Source organism: Alkalihalobacterium elongatum, from assembly GCF_019024285.1.
Lineage (GTDB): Bacteria > Bacillota > Bacilli > Bacillales > Bacillaceae_F > Alkalihalobacterium > Alkalihalobacterium elongatum.
This window is the reverse complement of the sequence record NZ_WMKZ01000007.1, coordinates 76,102-99,837: the sequence shown is the minus strand read 5'-3', so window position 1 is coordinate 99,837 and position 23,736 is coordinate 76,102. Positions and strand designations below refer to the sequence as shown.

General features: G+C 35.6%; 23 protein-coding genes. 6 read left to right on the top strand and 17 right to left on the bottom strand.

Annotated features, from left to right (window positions below):
- Positions 1-9: 9 nt before the first annotated feature.
- The 10 genes from GKP30_RS10415 to GKP30_RS10370 form a co-directional block, all read right to left on the bottom strand.
- Positions 10-1,221 (bottom strand): MFS transporter, encoded by a 1,212-nt coding sequence (locus GKP30_RS10415; protein WP_216829375.1) that lies wholly within the window; start codon positions 1,219-1,221, stop codon positions 10-12.
- Positions 1,222-1,241: 20 nt separating this feature from the next.
- Complete coding sequence (locus tag GKP30_RS10410) at positions 1,242-2,627, bottom strand: sensor histidine kinase (protein WP_216829374.1); 1,386 nt, start codon at positions 2,625-2,627, stop codon at positions 1,242-1,244.
- Positions 2,624-3,304 carry a response regulator transcription factor gene (locus GKP30_RS10405; protein ID WP_216829373.1) on the bottom strand — a complete coding sequence of 227 codons (681 nt, stop codon included), beginning with the start codon at positions 3,302-3,304 and terminating at the stop codon, positions 2,624-2,626. Before GKP30_RS10405 ends, GKP30_RS10410 begins: the two co-directional genes overlap by 4 nt.
- Positions 3,305-3,478: 174 nt before the next feature.
- On the bottom strand, positions 3,479-6,445 hold the full coding sequence (locus GKP30_RS10400) for an ATP-binding protein (RefSeq protein ID WP_216829372.1): 2,967 nt from the start codon (positions 6,443-6,445) through the stop codon (positions 3,479-3,481).
- Entirely contained in the window at positions 6,445-7,686 is a 1,242-nt protein-coding gene (locus tag GKP30_RS10395; RefSeq protein ID WP_216829371.1) for a metallophosphoesterase family protein, read from the bottom strand. Before GKP30_RS10395 ends, GKP30_RS10400 begins: the two co-directional genes overlap by 1 nt.
- Before the next feature lie 186 nt (positions 7,687-7,872).
- On the bottom strand, positions 7,873-8,190 hold the full coding sequence (locus GKP30_RS10390) for a hypothetical protein (RefSeq protein WP_236035013.1): 318 nt from the start codon (positions 8,188-8,190) through the stop codon (positions 7,873-7,875).
- Between the two features lie 105 nt (positions 8,191-8,295).
- Complete coding sequence (gene yidC, locus GKP30_RS10385; RefSeq protein ID WP_216829370.1) at positions 8,296-9,051, bottom strand: membrane protein insertase YidC; 756 nt, start codon at positions 9,049-9,051, stop codon at positions 8,296-8,298.
- A gap of 21 nt (positions 9,052-9,072) precedes the next feature.
- The gene (locus GKP30_RS10380) at positions 9,073-9,351 is read right to left on the bottom strand and encodes a hypothetical protein (protein ID WP_216829369.1); all 279 of its coding nucleotides are present in this window, start codon (positions 9,349-9,351) and stop codon (positions 9,073-9,075) included.
- 85 nt (positions 9,352-9,436) lie between these two features.
- Positions 9,437-10,708, bottom strand: coding sequence for an ABC transporter permease (locus GKP30_RS10375; RefSeq protein WP_216829368.1), 1,272 nt, complete (start codon positions 10,706-10,708; stop codon positions 9,437-9,439).
- Positions 10,701-11,600: an ABC transporter ATP-binding protein gene (locus GKP30_RS10370; protein WP_216829367.1), complete on the bottom strand. Its 900-nt coding sequence runs from the start codon at positions 11,598-11,600 to the stop codon at positions 10,701-10,703. Before GKP30_RS10370 ends, GKP30_RS10375 begins: the two co-directional genes overlap by 8 nt.
- A 206-nt stretch (positions 11,601-11,806) precedes the next feature.
- On the opposite strand from GKP30_RS10370, the gene GKP30_RS10365 reads away from it, so the two are divergent.
- Positions 11,807-11,989 (top strand): YhzD family protein, encoded by a 183-nt coding sequence (locus tag GKP30_RS10365; protein WP_216829366.1) that lies wholly within the window; start codon positions 11,807-11,809, stop codon positions 11,987-11,989.
- An 86-nt stretch (positions 11,990-12,075) separates the two neighbouring features.
- On the opposite strand, the gene GKP30_RS10360 is transcribed toward GKP30_RS10365, so the two are convergent.
- The 3 genes from GKP30_RS10360 to GKP30_RS10350 form a co-directional block, all read right to left on the bottom strand.
- Entirely contained in the window at positions 12,076-12,918 is an 843-nt protein-coding gene (locus tag GKP30_RS10360; protein WP_216829365.1) for an HAD family hydrolase, read from the bottom strand.
- A 107-nt stretch (positions 12,919-13,025) separates the two neighbouring features.
- Positions 13,026-13,376 (bottom strand): YlbF family regulator, encoded by a 351-nt coding sequence (locus tag GKP30_RS10355; protein WP_216829364.1) that lies wholly within the window; start codon positions 13,374-13,376, stop codon positions 13,026-13,028.
- A 118-nt stretch (positions 13,377-13,494) separates the two neighbouring features.
- On the bottom strand, positions 13,495-14,631 hold the full coding sequence (locus GKP30_RS10350) for a DUF445 domain-containing protein (RefSeq protein WP_328703140.1): 1,137 nt from the start codon (positions 14,629-14,631) through the stop codon (positions 13,495-13,497).
- Between the two features lie 178 nt (positions 14,632-14,809).
- On the opposite strand from GKP30_RS10350, the gene GKP30_RS10345 reads away from it, so the two are divergent.
- The 5 genes from GKP30_RS10345 (at position 14,810) to GKP30_RS10325 (ending at position 19,289) form a co-directional block, all read left to right on the top strand.
- On the top strand, positions 14,810-16,198 hold the full coding sequence (locus tag GKP30_RS10345; RefSeq protein ID WP_216829363.1) for a YheC/YheD family endospore coat-associated protein: 1,389 nt from the start codon (positions 14,810-14,812) through the stop codon (positions 16,196-16,198).
- Positions 16,199-16,366: 168 nt separating this feature from the next.
- Entirely contained in the window at positions 16,367-16,582 is a 216-nt protein-coding gene (locus tag GKP30_RS10340; protein ID WP_216829362.1) for a DUF5342 family protein, read from the top strand.
- A gap of 299 nt (positions 16,583-16,881) precedes the next feature.
- A complete protein-coding gene (locus tag GKP30_RS10335) occupies positions 16,882-17,082 on the top strand; it encodes a hypothetical protein (RefSeq protein ID WP_216829361.1) in 201 nt (66 codons plus the stop codon).
- 100 nt (positions 17,083-17,182) lie between these two features.
- On the top strand, positions 17,183-18,079 hold the full coding sequence (locus GKP30_RS10330; RefSeq protein ID WP_216829360.1) for a PucR family transcriptional regulator: 897 nt from the start codon (positions 17,183-17,185) through the stop codon (positions 18,077-18,079).
- Between the two features lie 112 nt (positions 18,080-18,191).
- Positions 18,192-19,289, top strand: coding sequence for an ABC transporter ATP-binding protein (locus GKP30_RS10325; RefSeq protein WP_216829359.1), 1,098 nt, complete (start codon positions 18,192-18,194; stop codon positions 19,287-19,289).
- 80 nt (positions 19,290-19,369) lie between these two features.
- On the opposite strand, the gene GKP30_RS10320 is transcribed toward GKP30_RS10325, so the two are convergent.
- From GKP30_RS10320 to GKP30_RS10305, 4 genes are all read right to left on the bottom strand, one after another.
- Positions 19,370-20,605 carry a dicarboxylate/amino acid:cation symporter gene (locus tag GKP30_RS10320; RefSeq protein WP_216829358.1) on the bottom strand — a complete coding sequence of 412 codons (1,236 nt, stop codon included), beginning with the start codon at positions 20,603-20,605 and terminating at the stop codon, positions 19,370-19,372.
- A gap of 319 nt (positions 20,606-20,924) precedes the next feature.
- On the bottom strand, positions 20,925-21,173 hold the full coding sequence (locus tag GKP30_RS10315; RefSeq protein ID WP_216829357.1) for a hypothetical protein: 249 nt from the start codon (positions 21,171-21,173) through the stop codon (positions 20,925-20,927).
- A 133-nt stretch (positions 21,174-21,306) separates the two neighbouring features.
- Positions 21,307-21,519, bottom strand: coding sequence for an alpha/beta-type small acid-soluble spore protein (locus GKP30_RS10310; protein WP_075387538.1), 213 nt, complete (start codon positions 21,517-21,519; stop codon positions 21,307-21,309).
- Between the two features lie 217 nt (positions 21,520-21,736).
- Positions 21,737-23,677, bottom strand: a complete 1,941-nt coding sequence (locus GKP30_RS10305) for an AMP-binding protein (RefSeq protein ID WP_216829356.1) — start codon at positions 23,675-23,677, stop codon at positions 21,737-21,739.
- Positions 23,678-23,736: the final 59 nt, after the last annotated feature.

Below are 23,736 nucleotides of genomic sequence, written 5' to 3'. Positions count from 1 at the left end.
TTTCTCTAGCTAAATAACGGCTTCTCGATTCTTCTTATGGAGCCAATAAATTGTTATCATAAATGCCATAAGCAACGTAACAGCGCCCAAACCATAAGGAAGCTGAATATTTACTTCAAATAGTACACCTGCTATTAAAGCTCCCACTACATTCCCTAGACTCATAAACGAATTATTTAAACCCATAACCATCCCTTGCTGTCCATCAGCTAACCGCGAGAGCGTCGTATTTAAAGCAGGGCGCAAAATAGAGTTCCCTAGAAAGAAGAAACATGTCGTAAGTAGAACTGTTGTAAAATCAAATGCTAGGGACATTAATATAAACCCAACTCCGCCTACTAATAAGGCAGCTAGAACGACTTTATCATCACCAAACTTTCTCGTTAGACGACCAACTAGAACACCTTGAGCAACAGCACCGACAATACCCACAAATACCATAATAGTTCCTACTTGGCTCGGTGAGTAATTAAATTGATGAAGTGCATATATTCCGAATATCGCTTGGAAATTGGCAAGCGCAAAACTCATCACAAAAACGAGGATCAACCAAAATCCAATCGGACTTTTAATTGCTTTACCCATTTCAGCAAATTGATTTTGTTTTGGCTCTTTTTGTTTGATTGTATTTTGTGATCTTTGCTCTGTAGAAAGAGATTCTGGTAATAAAAATAAAGAGAAAAGTCCTGCTAAACTTGCTGCAATTCCTGCAAATAGGAATGGAGTTGCTAAATTAATCTCTGCCAACCATCCTCCTATACCAGGACCAAAAACAAATCCTAATGCCATGGCTGCTCCTAACATTCCCATTCCTTGACCTCTCTTTTTGTCAGAAGTACTATCAGAAACATATGCCATAGCTGAAGGCATTATCGCCGAACCAAATGCTCCTGCAAGCATCCTCGATAGAAAGAGCATCCATAATTGTGTAGCAAAAGCAAAGATAAATTCAGCAATAGCAAATCCAAACATTCCTATTGCAATTAATGGCTTCCTACCTACTCGGTCCGAAAGTCTTCCCCAAAATGGCGCTAATAAAAATTGCATGAAAGAAAAAATAGCAATAAGAATCCCAAGTTCAATACTTGAGGCACCAAATTGCTCAATATAGTAGGGGAGAATTGGAATGACTAACCCAATCCCCATCATAATTACAAACATATTTAACATGAGCATAATTAGTGGCTTCTTACTTGCTCTTTCTTCTGATAATTGCTCCATTAGTAGATGACCTTCCTTCTTTATTCCTCTTTTTTTACTTTTATCTTTTTCTTCTTACTTTCTCCATCTTGCGGTAAAACGACAAAGAAACTTACACCTTCTTCTTTATTTTCAACTCCAGGGTAACCACCATGTAACTCCGCAATACTCTTTACAATGGCTAGCCCAAGTCCAAACTGTCCTTTATTTCCTTTATGGAACGGGGTAAAAATATTATGAATATCATTGGTAGGGATAGGATCACCATCATTTTCGACTGTCAGTCTCACTGATTGCTCACTTTTCTCTGCCTTAATATAAATTTTTTCGTTGGCATATCGAAGGGCATTTTCGATAAAATTCTCTAATAAAACTTGAATTTGTTCTTTGTCTCCTCTGAACTTAATTTCTGCTCCTGTAATAATAAAGGTTACGTCTTCACGCTGAATACGGAAACGTTCTTCTAGATGAAAGGCGATCGCACCAAACGTAATATCCTCTCGTATTGGATCCTCATCTTTCAAAGAATCTAGTTTTGTAAAATATAACATATCTTTTACACGACGTTCCATTCGATCTGCTTCTTCAAGGATTACATCCATTGTACTTTCAATATTTTCTTTTGGCAGAATTCCGTCTTTGACACTATGAGCATAGCTTTTTATAACCATAATTGGTGTTTTTAATTCATGTGAAGCATGTTGTATAAAAGTTTTTTGTGCTCGATCATAGCGCATTAAATTTTGTCTCATTCGTTCAAATTGATAGGATAACTTTTGAAAATCATTATCCCCTTTCCAAATAAACGGCTCCTGCCAATTTCTCTTAGCGATTTGTTCAAAATGATTTCCTAGAACTGTGAGTGGCTGTCTTAAATAATGATTTAAATATATAGCTGGTAATAAGCTCAATGCACTCGTTAGCAATAAAATATAAAGTAGCCTTTCCCAAAGTCTATTAACCATACGGTCACGGTACGTATCCCACATATATGAGATCTGATAGGCTTCCTCATTTGTCGTCTTTATTTTTGTAATAACATAAAATAAAGTGGCTCCATTATACGTTAACTCATACCTACCCCTAGTCGCTTCCTGTGCAAATGCATTTTCCCCCATTTCTTGGAGAACTTCGTGCGGCACAGAATCACCTCGACGTGTTCCATATTGATTAATGACAAATAAATGTCCTACCGACCTTTCAGCTTCTCGGCGTTCTATAAAATCAACTTCCGATTGTGGGGGTGTAAAATATTCACTATATGGATTGGCAAATCTCGCCTGTTCTTGCTCAATAATTCGGTACGTTTCTTCAGTTAATGTCCCTTTTAATGATATTGGATAGATTATAATAATTGAAAGGCCTACGAGAACAATTAATGAAATAAACGACAGCCAAATTCTTTGTGTTAAATTAACTCTGATCATGATGATAAAACTCGATACCCATAACCATATAAAGTTTCTAAATGTACTCGAGGCATCTTTTTACGAACACGCCTTACTACATCATCAACTGCCCGTTCAGATCCATAATAGTTTTCTCCCCATACATGCTCGATAATCTCTTCACGTGAAAATGCTTTTCCAACTTTACCTGTTAGTAGCAAAATTAAATCCATTTCTTTTGTTGTTAAATCCACGGGATCGGTTGGCCCAAGTTTATCAACAACTGTTCGACCAATAGGATCAATCAAGTAATCATTTAACTCTAGCTTTCGTTGTTCCGTTTGCACCGAACCATATACTCGAGCGAGCAATTTTTTAGCACGAATAATTAACTCTTGTGGTAAGAATGGTTTTGCTAAATAATCATCACTCCCCATCTCTAATCCTAAGACGCGATCCAAATCTTGATCACGAGCGGAAATAAAAATGACAGGAGTATCACCATGTTCTTTAATTGCCTTTAAAACTTGATAACCATCCGTTCCAGGTAACATTATATCTAAAATCCATAAATGTGGTTTTTCTTCAATTGCTTCGACTGCAGCGTCACCATTGTCAAATGTTTTTACAACCCAACCTTCTTTTTCAAGGTATGCCTTTAATACTTGTGAAAGGTTTTCTTCATCTTCTACTAAATGTACAATAAATTGACTCATACTCTTTATCCCTCCTAGGATTTTCAAGAAGTCGATTTCATTTCTAGTTACGTTACGATATGAAAAAATCCTACTATACATTCAGCAGGATTTTCTTGTACTAACTTTTTAAAAAGTGTCATCACGTACAAATCATATTTTATCAAATCTATTCCTTTTAATAAAGAAACATGACTATGACAATACCATCGTAGCTTCTTGATGAAATAGGTTTTTGATTTGCTCGTGACATGTAAAGAATAGAACTTGATGCTTTTTAGCTACTTCTTCTATTACATTCTTAGCACAATCCTTCCTTCCATCATCAAAATTGACCATAATATCATCTAGAATAATCGGCATAGGTGATTGTGCTTGGTACGCAAGGGCTAATGCTAGTCGGATAGATAAATATAACTGTTCACCTGTTCCTTGACTTAATTCGTCTGGAGAAAAGCGTACTCCATCAAATCGCTCAACGACAAAAGTATTCTCTGAAACTGGAGCAAATAAATTTACATATTCCCCGTTCGTCATTATGGAAAATAACTCTTTGGCTTTTTGAATAACCACTGGTTGTCTTTCTGTTTCATAAATCGATTTTGCTTTTTTCAAAATCAATTCACCCATTCTAAAAGATGCCCACTCCATAGCTTTAGCTTGAAATTCAGTTTTCTCCAATTCATACGTTTGAAGAAGCTGTGAATGGTTAGTTCCTGCCTCTATTTGTTCAATTTCATGATCCATTCGTCCAATCTGCTTTTGAAGTGCAGATTGTTGTTCTAATTTTTCAGCGAGCTGGATATTTAAGGCCTCTAACTCTTCTAGAATACTAACATTTGCCTTTTCTAATTTTGCTATTACAGCTTCTCTAGTAAAGTTATTAGTCGTTAGTTGAGCTTGCTGTGAACGAAGAAAGGACAATTCTTTTTCAAGTGCTTGTCTCTCAGTTGCCACTTTTGCAAAATAAAAGAATTCTTCTTCATCTTTGGCTGCAGCTTTACTCAACCAAGTCGAACGTTCTTCTCGCAAATACATGATTTTGTTTTTAAGTACATTTATCTCAATATTTAACTTCTTGATGCTTTCCTTTAACTCTATAAATTGTATCCTGACTTTTTCTTCATTTTCAATGACTTCGTTTATTTTATGAGTAAGTAATGCCAAGCTTACTCTTTCTTTAATTAACAACTCTTCGGCGAGATACTTCACTACGTCTTCAATTTGTTCAAGTCTTAGACAAATTTCTTGTTTTCTTTTTTTATAGTATCTTTGATCGTTTATCATTTGTTTTACTTCCACACTAAGGTCGAACAAACTTAATTGATGTTCACAGTTTCCATACCGACCAAATTGATAGGTTCTACACCATTCCAATAATTGATTATCAATGAGCTCAATTTCATTTTCACACGTTTCGAATGCGGCTAAAATTAAGCTATACCCTTTTTCTTCTTGTGACAATTGCTTTTGCCACATTTCTAATTGGTTTAATTTTGCCACATTTTCATTTAAGATACGCTCTATCTGCTCCATTTCTCTCTCTAGCTCATGAATAGATGGTAAATTCTCCAGCTTTTTTTCGTACTCTTGAATATTCTTTTTTACGAAAAGGTTACTCTCTTTTTTATTATTCTTCATATAAAACGTGAAAATAGCTGTTGCAAAGACTAGGATAGCTATTACCCATTGTTGTATGTAAACTAACCAGCCTCCAATTCCTAGTAATAGCAACACAATTAGGATAAAATAGTTCGAGTTTTCATTTTTATTTTCAGATCGCTCTGACTGAAGCTTCACCCATTGCATATTTTGTTCAATTTCTTTCCTTATCGTTCTCGAATCTTTTGCCTGAATTAACTTTTGCTCATAGCCTTCTTTTTCTTCGTTTGAAAGGCATTGACCTTTAATGTCTTTCATTTTTTCTTTTGTTTGCTGAAGTTGTAAAGACTTTGTTTTTAATTCAACTTCTAGCTGCTCTCTCTCATAAAGAGATTTCCTTTCTCTTTGTGCTAGTTGCTTTAACTCTTCCTTTGCTGTCAAACCAGTTTTTGTACGCAGAATAGTTTCAGCATCCCAATCACGACCTAACCTTTCCAATTGGTCTGTGATTAATTGGTTTATTTTACGCAGCTCCAATTCCACAGTCGTTAATTCCTCTTTTAACCTCTCATATTCATAAGAGTTTTCCTGTAGCATGAGTGCTTGTTCTTTAACCTGTTGAAAATTAGTTCTAAAAGATACTGTCTCTACTTGTTGCTGCTTCTCCCTCAAGTTTATTTCTAATTCAATTAATTGTTCTTTTAATGTCTGTTCTTTTGCTAAGCTATCCTTTACTGTGTCGATCGCACCTATTGGGAAATCTGTAATCACTGGGAGTTGATCGAGTTGTAAACTGATCCCTTTCTCTTGTGCATACAGTGGTTCAATCAGCTTAAGCTTCTCCTGTTGTTTAATTCTTTCCTTTAAGGAGTTTATTGTATTATTTACCCTTATGTATTGGTCTTCGAGATCTTTCCTCTGTAATAATAATTCATTATACTGTGTTAGTTGGTTTTCCGAGTGTTTTAGGCTTTTCTTTATGTCCTCTAATTGAAATAGTTTTTCATTAAGAATAGGCCTTTTTCCACTCGGCTTAAATAAATCTTGTTGGTTTTTCTCTAGTCGTTTTTCTAGCTCATTTAGTGAGCCTTTACCTAACATACTAGCTCCATGCAAATATTGATTTAATTCCTCTGTTTTCAATTGTTCAATTTTTTGTAAATCACTTGCACTAAATGAAAAGATACCTGTGAATAGTCGTTTATCCATTCCACCCAATAGGTGTTGTAACACTTCTTCTCCACCGACATTTCCATTTTCAAGAAAGACAATCGCCTTCCCACCATTCTTTCCTTTTTGTCTTTCTATCGTTACTTCCCCTAACTCCTTCACCTCTAAAGTTATTTTTCCGCCATACTTTGTACCATGCTTCGGTTCATAGTGGGCGCCTACTTGAGATTTAGTTGGAAATCCGAAGAGCATCGTTGTAATAAACGATTTTATTGTAGATTTACCTCTTTCATTTTCTCCATAGATTACTTGTAGCTCAGGAGACACGAGGTTAATTTGTGTGTCATAGAATTTTCCATATCCATAAATATGTAATTTTTCAATTCTCATTAACCCGACTCCTTTAATAGTTCTTTTAATAACAGGCTACATCCATCCTGCAGAAGCTTTTCAAACTCCTCCTCACTCAATGGTTCTAAGAACACCCTTGCTTTTCGATGGTTAAAAAGTTCTTTTAACTCTTCTTTTACTTCATCAAGTGGACTGTTAATCAATTGAGCTGTTACTCTCGTAATATCACCTAAAAAGTCTTCCTGTTGTTGTAATTGATGTATATCCCATTTGTTTATCGTATTATTCTCATATGAAGAGATCCAAACGAACGCCCCTTCATATTCCTGATCTTCGTTAATATAAGTAAGCCATTCTTCGACTTGATCCTTTTGTTCTAATAGCTCTCTGACTGGTCCTTCTCCAATAAAGTTCAGGTGTATCATATAGCTCCTGCTTAATGAGCGCTTTTCTTCGATAATCTGCTCACAATATGCTAAGAATTGCTCATCGGTTTGCATATCATTAATGGAAATTTCAAGCGTTTCCCAAATTAACGGAGCCGTACTGTGAAAGTAGACATTAATCCTATTCTCTTCTCCTATTTCTACAAGTAAGCAGCCTTTTTCCCCCGTTTCTTTTCGATGTCTACCTTGAATATTTCCCGGGTAAAAAATTGTTGGTTTTAGTTGAATCATCTGATGGATATGACCTAATGCCCAATAATCAAACTCTTTTTCTTCTAATTCCTTTGTATGAAATGGTGAATATGGATTATGACCAGTTAGCCCCTGTTCTTGACCATGTAGCATACCAATATGAAAGTCTGCTCCATCAATTTTTTCGAATAAATCAACTTTTCTATCAAATAACTCTCGCTCTGGATAACTAAATCCATATATGTGAGCAGAAACCCCTTCCTGGCTAACAAACCGCTTATACTCTAATTCACTTGAAAATAATTTCACATTTTCAGTCCAGTTAATCGAAACCCAGTCCCCACTTAGATGATCATGATTACCGTGAATGATATATACTTGGATGCTTTGTTTATCTAACCGGGCAAATTCCCTTCTTAAAAAAAGTTGCGCCTTTAAGCTTCTTTGATCGTGATCATACAAATCACCAGATATGAGTACAAAATCAACCTGTTGTTCTATAGCTAGATCAACTATTCGTATAAATGACTGGAATGAACTTTCATGTATTTGCTTAAGGATGGGTTCTGGGAGATGAGCTAAGCCTTTAAAAGGGCTGTCCAAATGCAAATCAGCAGTATGAATAAAACGTAACTGTTTCAATGTTTCACCGCCTAAGTAATACTTTTAATAGTTTTATTATAACAAAAAGTGAACGTGTGTTCTATGTTATTGCTAGTAATTCCACATTAATACATACCTATACTTATGTATATTTGGTGATTGTTTTACTCTTTCAAAAAATCCAAAGAAAAGAGGAGGTCTGGCCTCCCCGTTCACTAACTATATTCACCAAACAAATGGTAGTAATGAAATAGCAGTTAAAGCAGCTAAAGGTAACACTAATCGACGGAATGGGCTTGGATAAAATGGGTAAGGGTATGGATATGGAGCATAAGGATATCCAAATCCCCATTGCCTTTCATCATTCCTCATAAAGCCGTGACCATGATGTTGCGTGTCAGTCATTGGTACCGCTAAGTATACATGATCATTATCTACATGTTCAATAATGCCGTGATAGGTTTGATGATCGTTTGTTTGCACCATAACATGCTGATTCATGTATTGTTGACACAGCGATTGCATGTACTGTTTGTTATACATGTTTACGCCCCCCTCATGATTAATCCCTCTCATCATATTCAAAGTTGGGCTAATGGTTACAAAAAGATAGAGGATGACTACGAAAGGTCATCCTCTAAGGTTGTGTTATGCATTTAATTCAATATCTTTGGTTCTTCCATAAAGAAAATAGCTTTGTATGATCATAAATACATTACCAATTACCCAATAAAGCGCCAGCGCTGATGGCATTGCTAATGCTGCCATTAAAATCATCGCAGGCATAATATATATCGTAACTTGCATGTTTGCGGGTAATGTACGCATCGTGATTTTCCCTTGTATGAAAGTAGTGACAGCAGCAACAATCGGTAATATATAGAGAGGATCTGGACTTCCTAAGTTGAACCACAAAAAAGAGTGTCTTGCTATTTCTTCGGTTCTTATAATCGCAAAATAGAATGCCATTAAAATCGGCATTTGAATGAAGAGTGGTAAGCAGCCAGCCATAGGGTTTACCCCATGTTTTTGATAGATACTTAACATTTCCTTTTGAAATTTTTGTTGCTCCTTAGGGTCTTTCATGTCATACCGACTTTTTAATTCTTCCATTTCAGGTTTTATTGCTTGCATTGCTTTACTACTTCGGTTTTGTTTTAACGTAAGGGGTAAAATGACTAATCGAATGAAGATCGTAACTAAAATAATCGATAACCCGAAACTGCCATTAAATAATTGAGCTACAAAAGTTATTAGCCATGACAAGGGATACACAAAATAATGATTCCAAACCCCTGTAGATTCTGCTGTAATTGGTTGTGTTGATGCCCCACAACTAGTCAGTATTAGCATACAACCTATCAATAACAGAATAAGCATAAATTTATAAGTATTCTTTTGCATGAACATCCTCCTTATTATTGATTATTTGCTCAATAATAAGAAGGGAGTTACTTCATCGTCATTTTTGGAATTTCCGTCATGTAAGCTTGGTATCTTTCTCTTCAAGATTAAAAACGAAGGGACGATGAGTAATGGTGAAGTAACCTCTTGTACTTGGCTATCTATGTCATCACTTCGGACAAAATTCTTTTGTTGAAATTGCCAGCGTACAGCCTTGTGAGATAATGCAGCCGTAATGTACACCATTGAAACACCGAGTAAAAGCCAAATAACAGGAATATCAAACGTTATTTCAAACATCCTCATCGCCTCCTTTCATTTCTATTATTTTGCTAAATTATAACATCTAAAGAAGGAAACTCAAAATAACCATCAGAGGCAGAGTTTATTTGTTTGTTTCCTTTTTTGATAACTGTAATGCTCGTTTGAAATCTTTTAGTGATGAAGACTTTCCGTACATTAAAACACCCCCGCGGTAAACCCTTGCACCAATCCAAGCTAGAAGGACAATCGTTGCGAGGAGGACCCCAACCCCAAGTAATACTTCCCATAATGGTAGCGACAACATCCCTACTCGCAAAAACATGATCATTGGCGCAAAAAACGGAATAAATGAAGTTACTGTAACAATTTTAGCCTCTGGGTTGGCTAATCCAAACATGGCGATAAAGAACGCAGCTACAATTAAGAAAATCATAGGTGTAACCATCTGGTTTACGTCCTCAATACGACTTACTAAAGAGCCAAGCATAGCGGAAATTGTTGCATATAAGAAATAACCGAGTATGAAAAATAAAAATGCGTAACCGATCAAATGAAGCGGAATTCCTTGACCAACAATAAGCTCCCCTAGCTCTGGACCAAACGATTCAGTTGCCAAACGCTGTCGAAGAGAAAGGACACCCACTAAAAAAATAAGTACATATTGTGTTAGCCCAAGAAGTGCAATCCCAAATATTTTCCCAAACATTTGTTGAACAGGTGATGAACTTGAGATTAAAATTTCCATTACTCTTGAAGACTTTTCAATTGCAATTTCCGTAGCAATCATATTACCAAACATAAGCACCGAAAAATATATAATAAACAATAATATATAGACAAAAATTCTAGCTTGATTGAGTTCCATTTCTGTTTTTGCGGTTTCTGCGATGGCTATGCGTTCGAATTGAATGGGGGCATAAATACTAGCTACTTCCTCTGGGTTTAAATTTAAGCTCGATGTTACGATCTCTTCCTTTACTTGCTGAAGTGCTTGTTCTAATTGCCAAGGCAAAATTTGCTCAACGACAGTCAGTGCAAAATATCTCCCTTGTGGTAAACCTGTTTCTCCTATACCTAGTTCAATCAAACCCTCTACTTCCTCATCTATCACTAGAGTTTCTGCTTCAGCATAGGAACCACCAAAATCATTTAATTCTATAGTTGGATTTATTTGATTGACAGTTTGTTTGAATGAATCAAATAGTTGACCTGTCTCGTCTAATACAAGTACAACACTACCTTTGTCTTCGTCTTTATCAAAAACGGTAATAATTCGATCAAAATTCATAAAACCTAGGATAAAAACAAGTGTAATTGCTGTTGAAATAAGAAAAGACTTTGACTTAAGCTTCGAAAGGTACGTATGTAATAAGACGATAAAAAACTTATTCATAATGTGCACCTACTTTCTCAAGGAAAATATCATGTAACGACGGGTCTTCAATTTCAAACTTACGAACAAACCCTTTGGTTGCTAATAACTGAAATAGTTTATGTGCTGTTTCTTCAGATGATATTTGTACTAACGCTCCTTCTTTATTCTGTTTAACTTTAAGAACACCCTCAATACTTTCTAGAAAATCAAGGGCAAAATCAGCCCGTATAACGATATTCATCTTACCAAATGACCGCTTAACATCTCGTAAATTCCCACTGACTACAGGTGTTCCATTATGTAAAATAACTAGGTGTTCACATAATTCTTCAACATGCTCCATTCGATGACTGGAGAAAACAATCGTTGTTCCCAACTTGTTAAGATCGATTACAGCTTCTTTTAATAACTCAACATTAACAGGGTCAAGACCACTAAAGGGTTCATCTAAAATCAGTAATTGTGGTTTATGAATGACTGAAGCGATAAACTGAATTTTTTGCTGATTTCCTTTTGACAATTCTTCAACTTTTTTATTTTTATATTCAGGAACCTTGAACAGTTCTAACCACCTATTCATCTCTTTTAAAATCTCTGTTTTTTCCATTCCCCTTAGTCTACCTAAATAGATTAGTTGTTCTGACACTTTAAGCTTTGGATATAAACCTCTCTCTTCTGGTAAATAGCCGATTAATCCACTAGAATTATGGCTAATCTTTTGATTATTCCACGAAATAGTCCCTTCCGTTGGTTCTAATAGATTTAATATCATTCGAAAAGTGGTCGTCTTTCCAGCACCGTTCGCTCCTAACATACCAAACATTTGACCTTTTTCTATTGTTAAATTTAACTGATTAACCGCTGTAGCTTTACCAAACCTTTTAGTTAAATCCTTTATAACTAAACTCATTTTATACCTCCAATACTTATTTAGTTCATAGTACAAAAAGCTAGTTTTTTACTAAACCTTTAACTTAGTCAATACTTTATATACGTGCGATATTAGGTTTGGTTTCAACAATCGAGATTTTTGTAAACATGTTTTCCTTGAATATGAAAGCGATTGAATTTAAAATATTATTACAAGTCTTACAATATATTAGAGGTGGATAACCCATGGCAGATTATTATTTAACAGTATTTGATCAAACAGGTGAACAATTGCTAAATGAAACAATTCAAGCAGCAAATGATGAGGAAGCAAAAAAAATTGGTGAGCAGAAACTTGCGGAAACTAATTACAGTGAGTATCCTCACCGACTCTCAAGAGCTGGAAAACTTATTCTCTTTCACCGCTAGTCCATAAAAGAGGAAGCATCCGTTTACGTTAAAAAGAGACTGACTAAAATGTCAGTCTCTTTTTAATATAGGATAAGTAATAAAGGTTACTTCTCAATTTTTAGTTGCTTACGAAAAACTTCTCGTACCATATAAGCAACTCCATGCATGTCGTTTGAACGAGTGATCCAATCTGCTTGTTGTTGAACAGCCTTCGGTGAGTTCCCCATTGCTACTCCTAAACCTACTTGTGTAATTAAATCAATATCTTCTTCAGACGAACCAATGGCTACCATTTGATCTAGACCAATCCCTAAATCTCGTCCTAACCGTTGTAACCCTCTTACCTTTGAAACTCCTTCTGGAACAATACTAATACGTCCTTGTTTACCCTCTATAATATTTATGTTAGAAACTTGCTTTTCAATCTCTTCAATCGCTTCTAACTGCTGATCTTTATCTAAGAACTGAACTTGGATTTTTGGTGGGGAAACTGGATTATCTAATATATAATCACAAATAGAGTCAACAAATGTTATTGGATAAAATAGCGGATCTCCCATCCCTATCGTCATCTTGGCCATGAGTTGACTTTTGCTTTTCAGCTTATTACCGACCCCATAACGTTCATGTAATAGCCTTACATGACAAGAATAATTTTCAAGAATTTCCCCTATTTGAAAAACTTTATCTTCATGAATACGTCTTTCATATATAGGTTCATCCAATTCAGAAGCTAAGTATGCACCGTCATGAGTTATTAGACATGTATCAAGCTTTAAAGCTTTAGCAACCCTCTTAGCAGCTGGAAATGGTCGATCGGTCACTAATGTTATATATACTCCTTTATTTTTTACATATTCAATTGCATCTTTTGTTTGGCGGCTAAGGCGAGCATTAGAACGTAAAAGAACCCCATCAATATTTAGAGCTAATAGACGATAAGCCACAAAAATCCCCCTTCTCATTGTTTCTACTACGAACGTGACGAACGTTATAGTAAAGCCTATGAAAACGGGGGATAGAATAGAACTTTTTTAAATGGGTGCTATAAAACTTATTGTTCAGGATTTCCGTACAATTCTTCTAACGGCTCAGTAATGATACGGTTAATATCTGTAATAATAACGCTTAAACGTTGTTCTGCCTCCATCATTTTCGAAATGATCGGCTGCTGTTGAACAAGCTCAAACAGCTGTTGTGCTTTTTGTGCTTCCTCTTCAGTAATTTGCATTCCTTGCATTTGCTTTTGCTGTAACTCCATTTGCATTCTACGGAAGTTTTCAAGCATTTGGTTAGCAGCTTGATCTTTCTCAATTTCCTCGTGTAACTGTTTTAATAACTTAAATTCGTCACTCTCTTTAATTGTTTTTCCAAGTTCATGAGCTATATCGTAAATATTAGCCATCATAATTCCTCCTTCAAAGTAGTCTTCACCGACTCTACCATAATATGAGTTTAATTTCATCTCTCATGTCGATTTTTTTTAAGTTCTCAGGATATTCATAATATCACTTAGCCAAATTTTAAAGAAAAAGAACGATTATTCCTTGAATAAAGCCAATCATACCTCCAAGGAGTGCCCCCAAGTAGGTGATCATTTTAAACTCTCTTCTAGAAATAGAAAGGACCATTTCTTCTAAACGTTCAACAGCGAACCCTTGGACTTGTTCTTTTACAACGTCTTCTAAATTCAGTTTTTGAAGTAATCCTTCAAGTCGAGATACCAGCGCTCCACTAGCAATATCAACACCCCTTGGTACCCATTTTGAAACAATCATCTCAACATATGGGGTTGTCCATTTGTTCAAAGGTTGGTCAATCCACTCATATACAGGTACTTTCTTAATAACTGTTTTATTAAGAAGTGAGATTATTTCTTCTTTTTCAACTTTATTTAAATAAAAAGAAAGGGGTTTTTCTTTTAGTTTATCCCACTCTTTCGAAATAACCGTTTCAATCATTTTCTTTGCACTAGAGTCATTTAAGAATTTAATAACCTCGGGTTGTACTTTATCAACTAAACGATCATTTCCTAGAAACATTGACACCATATTACCCAAAGTACCTTTACCCATCAAGAAACGATCAATCATTTGACTTAAGCGGTCTTTCCCTTCTTCACTTTCAAAATAATCCTTCGCTTTAGTTAATATAAACTGTGTTAAAGTAGGAATCATTTCATCCAATTTATTTGTTAGTTTCACTGGTAAGACCTGGTCAATACGACGATGTCCATTTTCAACTCGAAACCTTTCAAAATGATCCCTTATCCACTGCTCTGTTCTAGTCTCAAGTGTTCCTTTCACATCCTCAATTCCAAAACGTTCGTCCAATATGTTATTCAAAGTGGTCTCGCTTTCTAGAAACGCTTTTACTTCTCCTTGTGCCCAAACCTTCACGTCACTAGTAAACTTTTCATCAAGTAACTTCCTTTGGATACCTTCTGGTGTAAGAAGATGCTTAACGACCATTTTACCCAATTGTTCAGCTAACTCATCTCTTCTTTTTGGAATTAATCCTGGAGTAAATGGAACCCTTTTTTTACCTATATACATTGGATTATAGGGTCTAAATAACATCTTAATAGCTAAAGAGTTCGTCACTCCTCCAATGGTTGCTCCAATAACGATCATGATTAAAACTAATACTACTTCCTTCACGTTTCCACTTGCCCCCTAAACTTATCTATTCACGTAATTTCGTTAAATTACATACAATACGCTATCAACAAATGCCTATAAAAACTGACACTATTATCCATCATATCGAAAAAATGAGAAAAAGGAAATGATTGAACCTTTTTTTAATAGGATATTATTGAGTGAAGGAGTGCTCCTAATGAAACAAACTTTTCAAATACAGAGAAGGTTTGATGATCAATCGATTATTCAGTTACCTGCATCTTATCTCAAATCTAATTCACTATATCCGAATACTTCCATTGAATTGGCGTTTGGGAGTAAAACGGCACATTGTCAACTTACAGAAAATACTGAGTGTGATCATACCGTTGTAGTCTCTGACAATGTATGGAGACAGTTAAATTTACCATTTGAAACCTCCATTCATCTTTTTTATCATAATAGGTGTTTATTGATCGGACCCCTTATTGGTATTTTTACAGCGGGCTTTACACCTTCTAAAAAGCTCCCATTAGGTCAAAGAACTTCACAGTATACAAAAATATTGAGATCACAGGAAGAAATAGGTGGTTTTTATTTCATTTTTGGTCACCACTTAATTGATTGGGAAAATGGTGAAATTAATGGGTATTTTTTAATCGATGGTAGTTGGACCTTACTAACTGTTCCGTTTCCAAATGTAATTTATAATCGAATCCCTAACCGCCGCACCGAAAACTTAGACATGATTCAAACGGCAAAAAAGAAATTTGAGACAGAATATGCTATTCCATACTTTAATCCCAATTTCTTTAATAAGCAGGAAATTCATGAACAATTATCTAAAAATGACACGGTTCTATCCTTTCTACCTGAAAGCTTAATCAAACCAAGTTCCCAACAACTTAAAGCACTATTAAGCAAATATAAGCACTTATACCTTAAACCTATTGAAGGAAGTCACGGTGATGAAATAAAGCAACTAATTAAACTTCCTGAAGAGCCTTATTATTATTGTCGCTTCCACGATGAAGATCAAATACGTTTAAGACGATATTCGAACATTACTCGTCTTCTACAACATGAGTATCCCAACGGGTTAGAAGATGTAATTGTTCAACAAGGAATTGATCTTTTAAAGCTTGGAAAACAACCAATGGATTTCAGAATTCATACGAATAAAAATATTGACGGACAATGGGAAATAACTGCAATGGCAGCAAAGAAAGCTGGCTGGCAAAGTGTGACGACACACATCCATCGCGGAGGAGAAGTAATATCTGTAGATGAACTAGTTTACGATGGACTTCTATCAAAGAAACGAGTCGATGAACTTAAACAAGTCTCACTGACAATTAGTCGTGCACTTGATTTTCAATTAGAAGGCTGTATTGGTGAAATTGGCTTTGATTTAGGAATTGATCGTAATGGAGAAATCTGGTTATTTGAAGCTAACTCAAAGCCTGGAAGGTTGATTTTTGAACAAGGAAAACTTAAAAGAGAAGATATCGTTTCTAGAGAACTTCCTTTAGAATATGCCATTTACCTTAGTAAAAAAGCATTTGAAGCCCCAGACCAGTTTATAATTCAATTAATTTCACACTAGTTATTTAAACGGCTTTTCCTAGCTTTCTGATATTTAATGCGTTAAAATAAAAAAAATTACGTTACTGACAAAAAGTGCAAACTAGAACTATACTTCATTTAATAACTGACATGAATAAATCCAGTTAACCTCATAGTAATTATGCATTCAGAAAGGAAGAACCGAAAGATGATTTCACATTTTCAGTGGAAAGAACTTCGTAATAATCTGGTACGACAAGAATGGGAATTTTCATTCTTTTATAAGGGTGAATATTTTCTTGGCGTATACTATAAAGATGGATCAATTAGTTGGGCGGAACCACCTCCAAAAGAGGAAGAGAAAAAGCAGTTAGAAATGCAAGTTCATGACCTTTTCCTTTACCATGTATATGAAGAACATTAAAATTTAAAGAAGCTAACTCTCGTTTAAAGCTCTTTTGTGGAATAGTGCATACATGGACTATTTCTCAAAAGCTTTACTATTGATGAGTTAGCTTTTTCTTGTTTTTAAACGGCTTTGTCAACTTGTATTGGTGCTCATTCCTTTTTTGTTCAGAGAGGCGTTTATAATGAACATTTCACAACAATGTACCTAAATAAACACCCTACACATAGCAAATATATTTCCTGTCCCTTAAAGTGTGATTTGAGGAATAATCTACGAAAAAAATCCAAAAGTTAATGGCAAAGGAGGGATAGTAGTTGAGTAATGATCAAAGGAAAGATAAATTGGAGAATGCGGATGTAGACCGTGAGAATTTCTTTATGGATGTTGACCGTATGATAAACGAAGGCCTCGGTGGTGGCACTGTTAGTTACAGAAATAACTCGGGCGAAATAGAAGAAGCACGAGATCTAGTTGAAGAAGAACCGCCACATCATCCAGAAGACGAAATAAAATAGAAGGGGCGATCGCCCTTTCTTTTTTTGATAAAATACACTATGGATACCAATTAGTTTTGGTCTGTAAAAATAATCCATAATGATACAAAAGGAGAAACATATGATTAAAGAACTTGAGCAGCGTTTTGGGTCTTCCTTTTACTCAAACTATAATCCATCATTGCCAAAAACTATAAAGTGGTACACTGCTCCTACAGGTGAAACCTTTGGGATCGACACAACGACTGCTAAAGGCGAAGAAATTGCTTTACTAGATATTATTTTAGAAAAGGCTCTTCTCCATCCTATCCGCTTAAATGAAAAAGAACAACAATGGTTAAATTACATAACTTATTCAGATGAAAACGAACCAGCATATGACACAGATTATTTCCGTTTTATTCACTTCTCTACAAGTCATGAGATTGAAAACACTTCTGAATTAAACGATATTTTTTTACAGAGCTTTGCTGACCATAAAATTACTATTATTTGGAAAAATAACCAAAATGGAGTTATTATAGAGTTCTTTAACGATGATCCTATCGAAACAGATGATTTTGAAGAGTTAAGTGCGGCTTTGACCGCTGACTTTTTTATCAATGTCTATTTTTTTATTGGAACGAAGCTTTCAAATATAGCTGTAGCAAGACAACAATATGACTGGGAAGAACAATGCTTCGCTGTTATGAAAGATTACTCTGCATCACAGCACGTTACTTACTATCATCAGGCAACCCCATATTTAATGCTTGAACACGTACCGATAGAGGAGCTTCAAAAGATAGCTAGTCATTTAATAAAAGAAGTAAAACTTGATAAGGAGCTTATTAAGACCATTCAGGTGTATTTTAAGAACAATTTAAATACAACACTAGCTGCAAAAGAATTATTTATGCATCGCAATACTCTGCAATATCGAATTGATAAGTTTATCGAAAAAACGGGGATTGATATTAAACATTTTGATCAAGCAGTTTCGGTATATCTAGCTCTTATCATTTATCAAACTCTCTAAAAAGTGCAATATGCACAAAGGGAGTTTGTTTCTTTGTTCACCTTGCCAATTGTTCATCCAAATGTAAGGTATTACAATAATATTATGAAATAACATCTTGGAGGTAAATTAAATGGCTGATATTAAATTAAATCACGTATATAAAATTTATGATGGTGATGTAACAGCAGTTACTGACTTTAACCTAGATATTAAAGATAAAGAATTTATCGTATTTGTTGGTCCATCAGGTTGTGGTAAATCAACTACTCTTAGAATGATTGCAGGACTTGAAGATATCTCAAAAGGTGATCTGTTCATAGGAGATAAGCGTGTGAATGATGTTGCTCCAAAAGATCGCGATATCGCAATGGTATTCCAAAACTATGCATTATACCCTCATATGAATGTTTATGATAATATGGCTTTTGGTTTAAAGCTACGAAAGTTTAAAAAAGAAGAAATTGACCGTCGTGTAAAAGAAGCTGCTAAAATTCTTGGTTTAGAAGAAATGCTCGACCGTAAACCAAAAGCAATGTCAGGTGGTCAACGTCAGCGTGTTGCACTTGGACGAGCTATCGTTCGAGACCCACAAGTTTTCTTAATGGATGAACCATTATCGAACTTAGATGCAAAACTTCGTGTACAAATGCGTGCTGAAATTACAAAGCTTCACCACCGTCTGCAAACAACTACAATTTATGTAACACATGACCAAACGGAAGCTATGACAATGGCAACACGTATTGTTATTATGAAGGACGGATTTATTCAACAGGTAGGATCACCGAAAGACGTATATGATAACCCCGAGAATGTGTTCGTAGGTGGATTTATTGGATCTCCTGCAATGAACTTCATTAATGGTCGTATTGAAGGTGAGTTCTTCAAATTAAATAATCTATCGGTTCGTATTCCTCTAGGTAAATTAAAAACATTAAAAGAGCAAGGCTTTATTGACAAGGAAGTTATCTTAGGGGTACGTCCTGAAGATATCCATGATGAACTGCTATTTATCGAATCTTCACCAGAAACAAAAGTAACAGCTAGTGTAGAAGTAGCTGAATTAACTGGTGCAGAAACTGTACTATACACAAAGATTGGCGATCAAGATGTTATTGCACGTATTGACTCTCGTACAGATATTCAAAACGGACAAAACATCGAACTTGCATTTGATATGAACAAAGTTCACTTCTTTAACCCTGAAACTGAAAAACGTATTCGTTAATCTATTGCTATACAAAAAGGACACCCGTCTTAAATCGGTGTCCTTTTTGTATGTTAAAATCTACTTCACTGAACGTTATGTTATGCACTTTGGCTTGTTTGATTGTTCACTTCAATCTTTTCTTCTGATTTTGATATAAATACTGCACATGCTGCATCACCCGTTATATTTACAGCAGTACGACACATATCAAGTAATCGATCAACTCCTAGTACAAGAGCAATGGCTTCAACAGGTAAGCCTACTGAAGTTAATACCATAGAAAGCATAATTAAACCTACTCCTGGCACTCCAGCTGTTCCGATACTTGCGAGCGTAGCAGTTAAAATTACAGTTAATAATGCCACAATCCCTAATTCAATACCATATATTTGTGCAATGAAAACCGTAGCAACCCCTTGCATTATAGCTGTTCCGTCCATATTTATGGTAGCCCCTAGAGGTTGAACGAAACCACTTACACTTTTTTTCACTTTCAAGTTCTTTTGCGCTGTTTCCATAGAAATAGGGAGAGTTGCAGAACTACTTGATGTACTAAAAGCAACAACCATAGCTGGAGCAAAGCCTTTGAAAAATTGAATTGGGTTCATTTTTCCAAGTAATGAAATGGCTGAACCGTAAGTAACCAATAGGTGTACAATTAATGCCAATAGTACAATGAGCATATATTTACCCATAGCGGCAATAGCATCAAGCCCTTGGCCACCAATGGCAATTGCAATTAAAGCAAATGCACCATAAGGAGCTAATTTCATAACAATATTAACTAGGTACATCATAATTTCATTACCTTGTTCAACAAGTTTTAATATTCCTGCTGTTTTTTCTCCTAATCTAGATAGAGCAAAGCCAATCAAAATAGAAAATGCAATAACTTGTAGCATATTCCCTTCTACCATCGATTGAAACGGATTATCAGGAACAATATTAAGCAGCGTCTCCATTACTGGAGGAGCTTCACTCGCTTCAAAAGTTGCACCATCTAACTGAAACTCACCCGAACCAGGCTGGAAAATAAAAGCCAAAGTCATGGCAATAATTAAGGCTATAGATGTTGAAATTAAAAAGAATCCAATCGTCTTAATTCCAATTCTCCCCAATGTTTTAGAGTCACTAATTCCAGCTGTACCAAGTACAAGTGAAAGAATCACGATAGGAACTACTAACATTTTTATTAGGTTAATAAACAATCCACCTAAAGGGTCTAATACGTAGGTTTTAGATATTTCAAAAGCACCAGGAATAACTAAGTTAAAGATAAGACCAACAATTATACCTAATACCATACCTAATAGAATTTTTTTGGTTAGAGACATTACATCCCCCTCCTTTGTCGTTTTTTGTCGTTGGAAGATTTTTTTATTATAACAAAGATGGAGAAGTCGTTAAATAATTATATTGTCATAGTAATAATTTACAAAAACAGTTTACTTTTCACTTAATCTAGGCTTGTTCCAAGTTAGGTGTTTAAACCATTAGACCGTTAATCCATCGCAAAAAAGTGTTACAGAACAACTTTAATAATAATATGCTTTTTATTTTTTTATATAACTAAAAAGACTAACTCAAGGAGTTAGCCTAATATAACGGAAAGTCAAGACATTCAAGTTTAACCTAGGACCTTCCGCTTTCCTTTTACCACTCACCCACGAGCATAATTGAGTTAGTGCCACAATTGGGGCATGATAGAGTGTGTGGACATTGATTGTTTTGTAAATCATTCGAAATTGTATTCGATTCCTTCATGCCATCAATTTCTAAGTAAGCACTATAATCATCAAAGTAATCCATTAATCTTCCTTTATCCTCTAGTGTACACCCACATCGATCACAAGCTGCTCTTATTACTTCTAAACCATTACAAATTGGGCAAATGTGGTCCATAGTATTAGCTCCTCGAAAGTCCATATCGTCTTACTAAGAAAACTCTAGCGCTAGAACTAAACATTATCTAAAACTATTTCTAATCTCCTTAAAAAGAAGAGATGGTTACCCACCTCTTCTTAAGCCACTTATATTATTGTTGTTGAAAACCACTCATTTGTTGCTCAGCCATTTGAACTAAGCGTTTTGTAATTTCTCCACCTACTGAACCGTTAGCACGAGAAGTAGCATCAGGACCAAGTTGAACACCAAACTCTTGAGCAATCTCATACTTCATTTGGTCTAGCGCTTGTTGTACACCAGGTACTACTAGTTGATTTGAGTTGTTGCTTCTGTTTGTTGGCATGTGTGTTCACCTCCTCTTTGTAAGCATAGTATGTTTCATTTGGACAAGTCTATGTACTAAGTTAATTAGTAAATTTAGGTAACTTATTGAGGAGTTGTAGTGGCAATTCATATGATGATATCCTTAGTCTCTTTTTTATCATCTTACTGATTTATACTCAAAAAAAGCTACTCATAAAGAGTAACTTTTTATATAAAAAAAATGTAATTGTGATGAATTAAGCTTCTTTTCCTAACTTATTAATTTCGGTGAGTGCTTGTGGATTTTCAAGTGATGAAAGATCACCGGCATCTTTATCTAAATATGCTGCCTTAATAGCTCTTCGCATGACTTTTGCATTTCGAGTCTTTGGTAAGTCCTGGACAAAATAAATAGCTTTAGGTTTTAAGGCTCTACCCATTTTTTCAGCAACGAGCTGAAGAAGCTCGTCTTTTAATTGATTAGGCTCGGATACTTGTTGATTTAGAACGGCAAAACAAACTGCAGCTTCGCCTTTCACCTCGTCAGGTATACCTATAGTACCAGCTTCAACAACATTTGGATGTTCCACTAAAACCGATTCAATTTCAGCTGGACCTAAACGTTTTCCGGCAACATTTAAAATATCATCAGATCGTCCTGTAATCGTCCAAAACCCTTCAGTATCTTTGATTACCCAATCACCATGAACCCAAATATCTTCCCACCGACTCCAATAAGCATCTTCAAAACGCTCTGGTTCTTTCCAAAACCCTTTAGTCATCCCAACCCATGGTTGTTTGATAACCAATTCGCCAACTTGATTTAAGACAGGGTTACCATCTTCATCAAATACATCGACATCCATACCTGGAAGAGGTGAATTAAAAGTTATTGGGCCAATAGGTCGCACTAACACATTTCCTAATATTCCCCCAGAGATTTCCGTGCCTCCAGAGTAGTTAAAGATAGGAATTTGCGATTGACCTACTTTTTCGAATAGCCATAGCCACGGTTCTGGGTTCCAAGGTTCCCCAGTTGATGCGATTACACGTAACGTACTTAAATCATGCTTTTGTGGCCACTCCTCACCATGCTTCATCATCGAACGGATAAGTGTTGGTGAGATACCTAAATGTGTTACTTGATGCTTGGAAACAACTTCCCATAAGCGATCAGGTTGAGGGAAATCTGGTGTTCCCTCGTATAATAAGATCGTAGCTCCATTCATTAAGCCACCGTAAACTAAAAACGGTCCCATCATCCAACCCATGTCTGTAAACCAAAATAAAGTATCTCCTCTTTTTACGTCCATACCAATTCCAGCATCAAACGCTGCTTTAATTGGGAAACCAGAGTGAGTATGTACAGCACCTTTTGGACGTCCTGTAGTTCCAGATGTATAGATAAGCATTAATGGATCTGCGCTATCCATATGAAGTGTTTCATTCAAAGGCTCTTGGCTTATTAGCTGTTTCCAATCAACATCTCTTGTTTCATTCCATGGGATTTCACGGTTCAGTCGTTTGAAAACAATTACCTTTTCTATAGAAGGAGACTTTTCTACAGCACGATCAGCTTCCTCTTTCATAGCAACAGGTTTGCCTCTTCTTAAAAAGCCATCAGCTGTTACAATCATTTTTGCTTCAGCTGCATTTAAACGTGTTGCTACTGCATCTGTTCCGTAACCTGAAAAAATAGGGGAATAAATAGCTCCAATCTTAGCCGCTGCCATCATTGCTATAACTGTTTCAGGCACCATTGGCATATAAATGGCAATAACATCACCTTTTTCTATACCTTGCTGCTTAAATCCATTCGCTACACGCGCAACTGCTTCAGCTAATTGTGTATAAGTATAAGTTTGGACTATTCCATCTTCACTTTCCCATACAATTGCGTTTGTATTAGCCATTTCTTGTTTTTCTGCCCAATTTTCAACCGTATTGTATGCGGTATTTAACTTTCCTCCAACAAACCACTTTGGCCATTTAACACCGTCTTCAAGACATAGTGTTTCTTTATATGGCTCGTACCAATCGATTTGTAGAGCTTGTTCTGCTTCCTTCCAAAACCAAGCAATGTCTTTAGTAGATGCATTCAAGAACTCTTCATAATTACTATATCCTAGCTGTTGCATCCATTGATAAAGACGCGTTGACTCCATTAGTTCTTTTGAGGGGTTCCACGCTATAGTCATGCTTTATCCTCCTTTTACATTCAATTAAAGAATTGTATTAAAAAAACGATTTTTCGGCT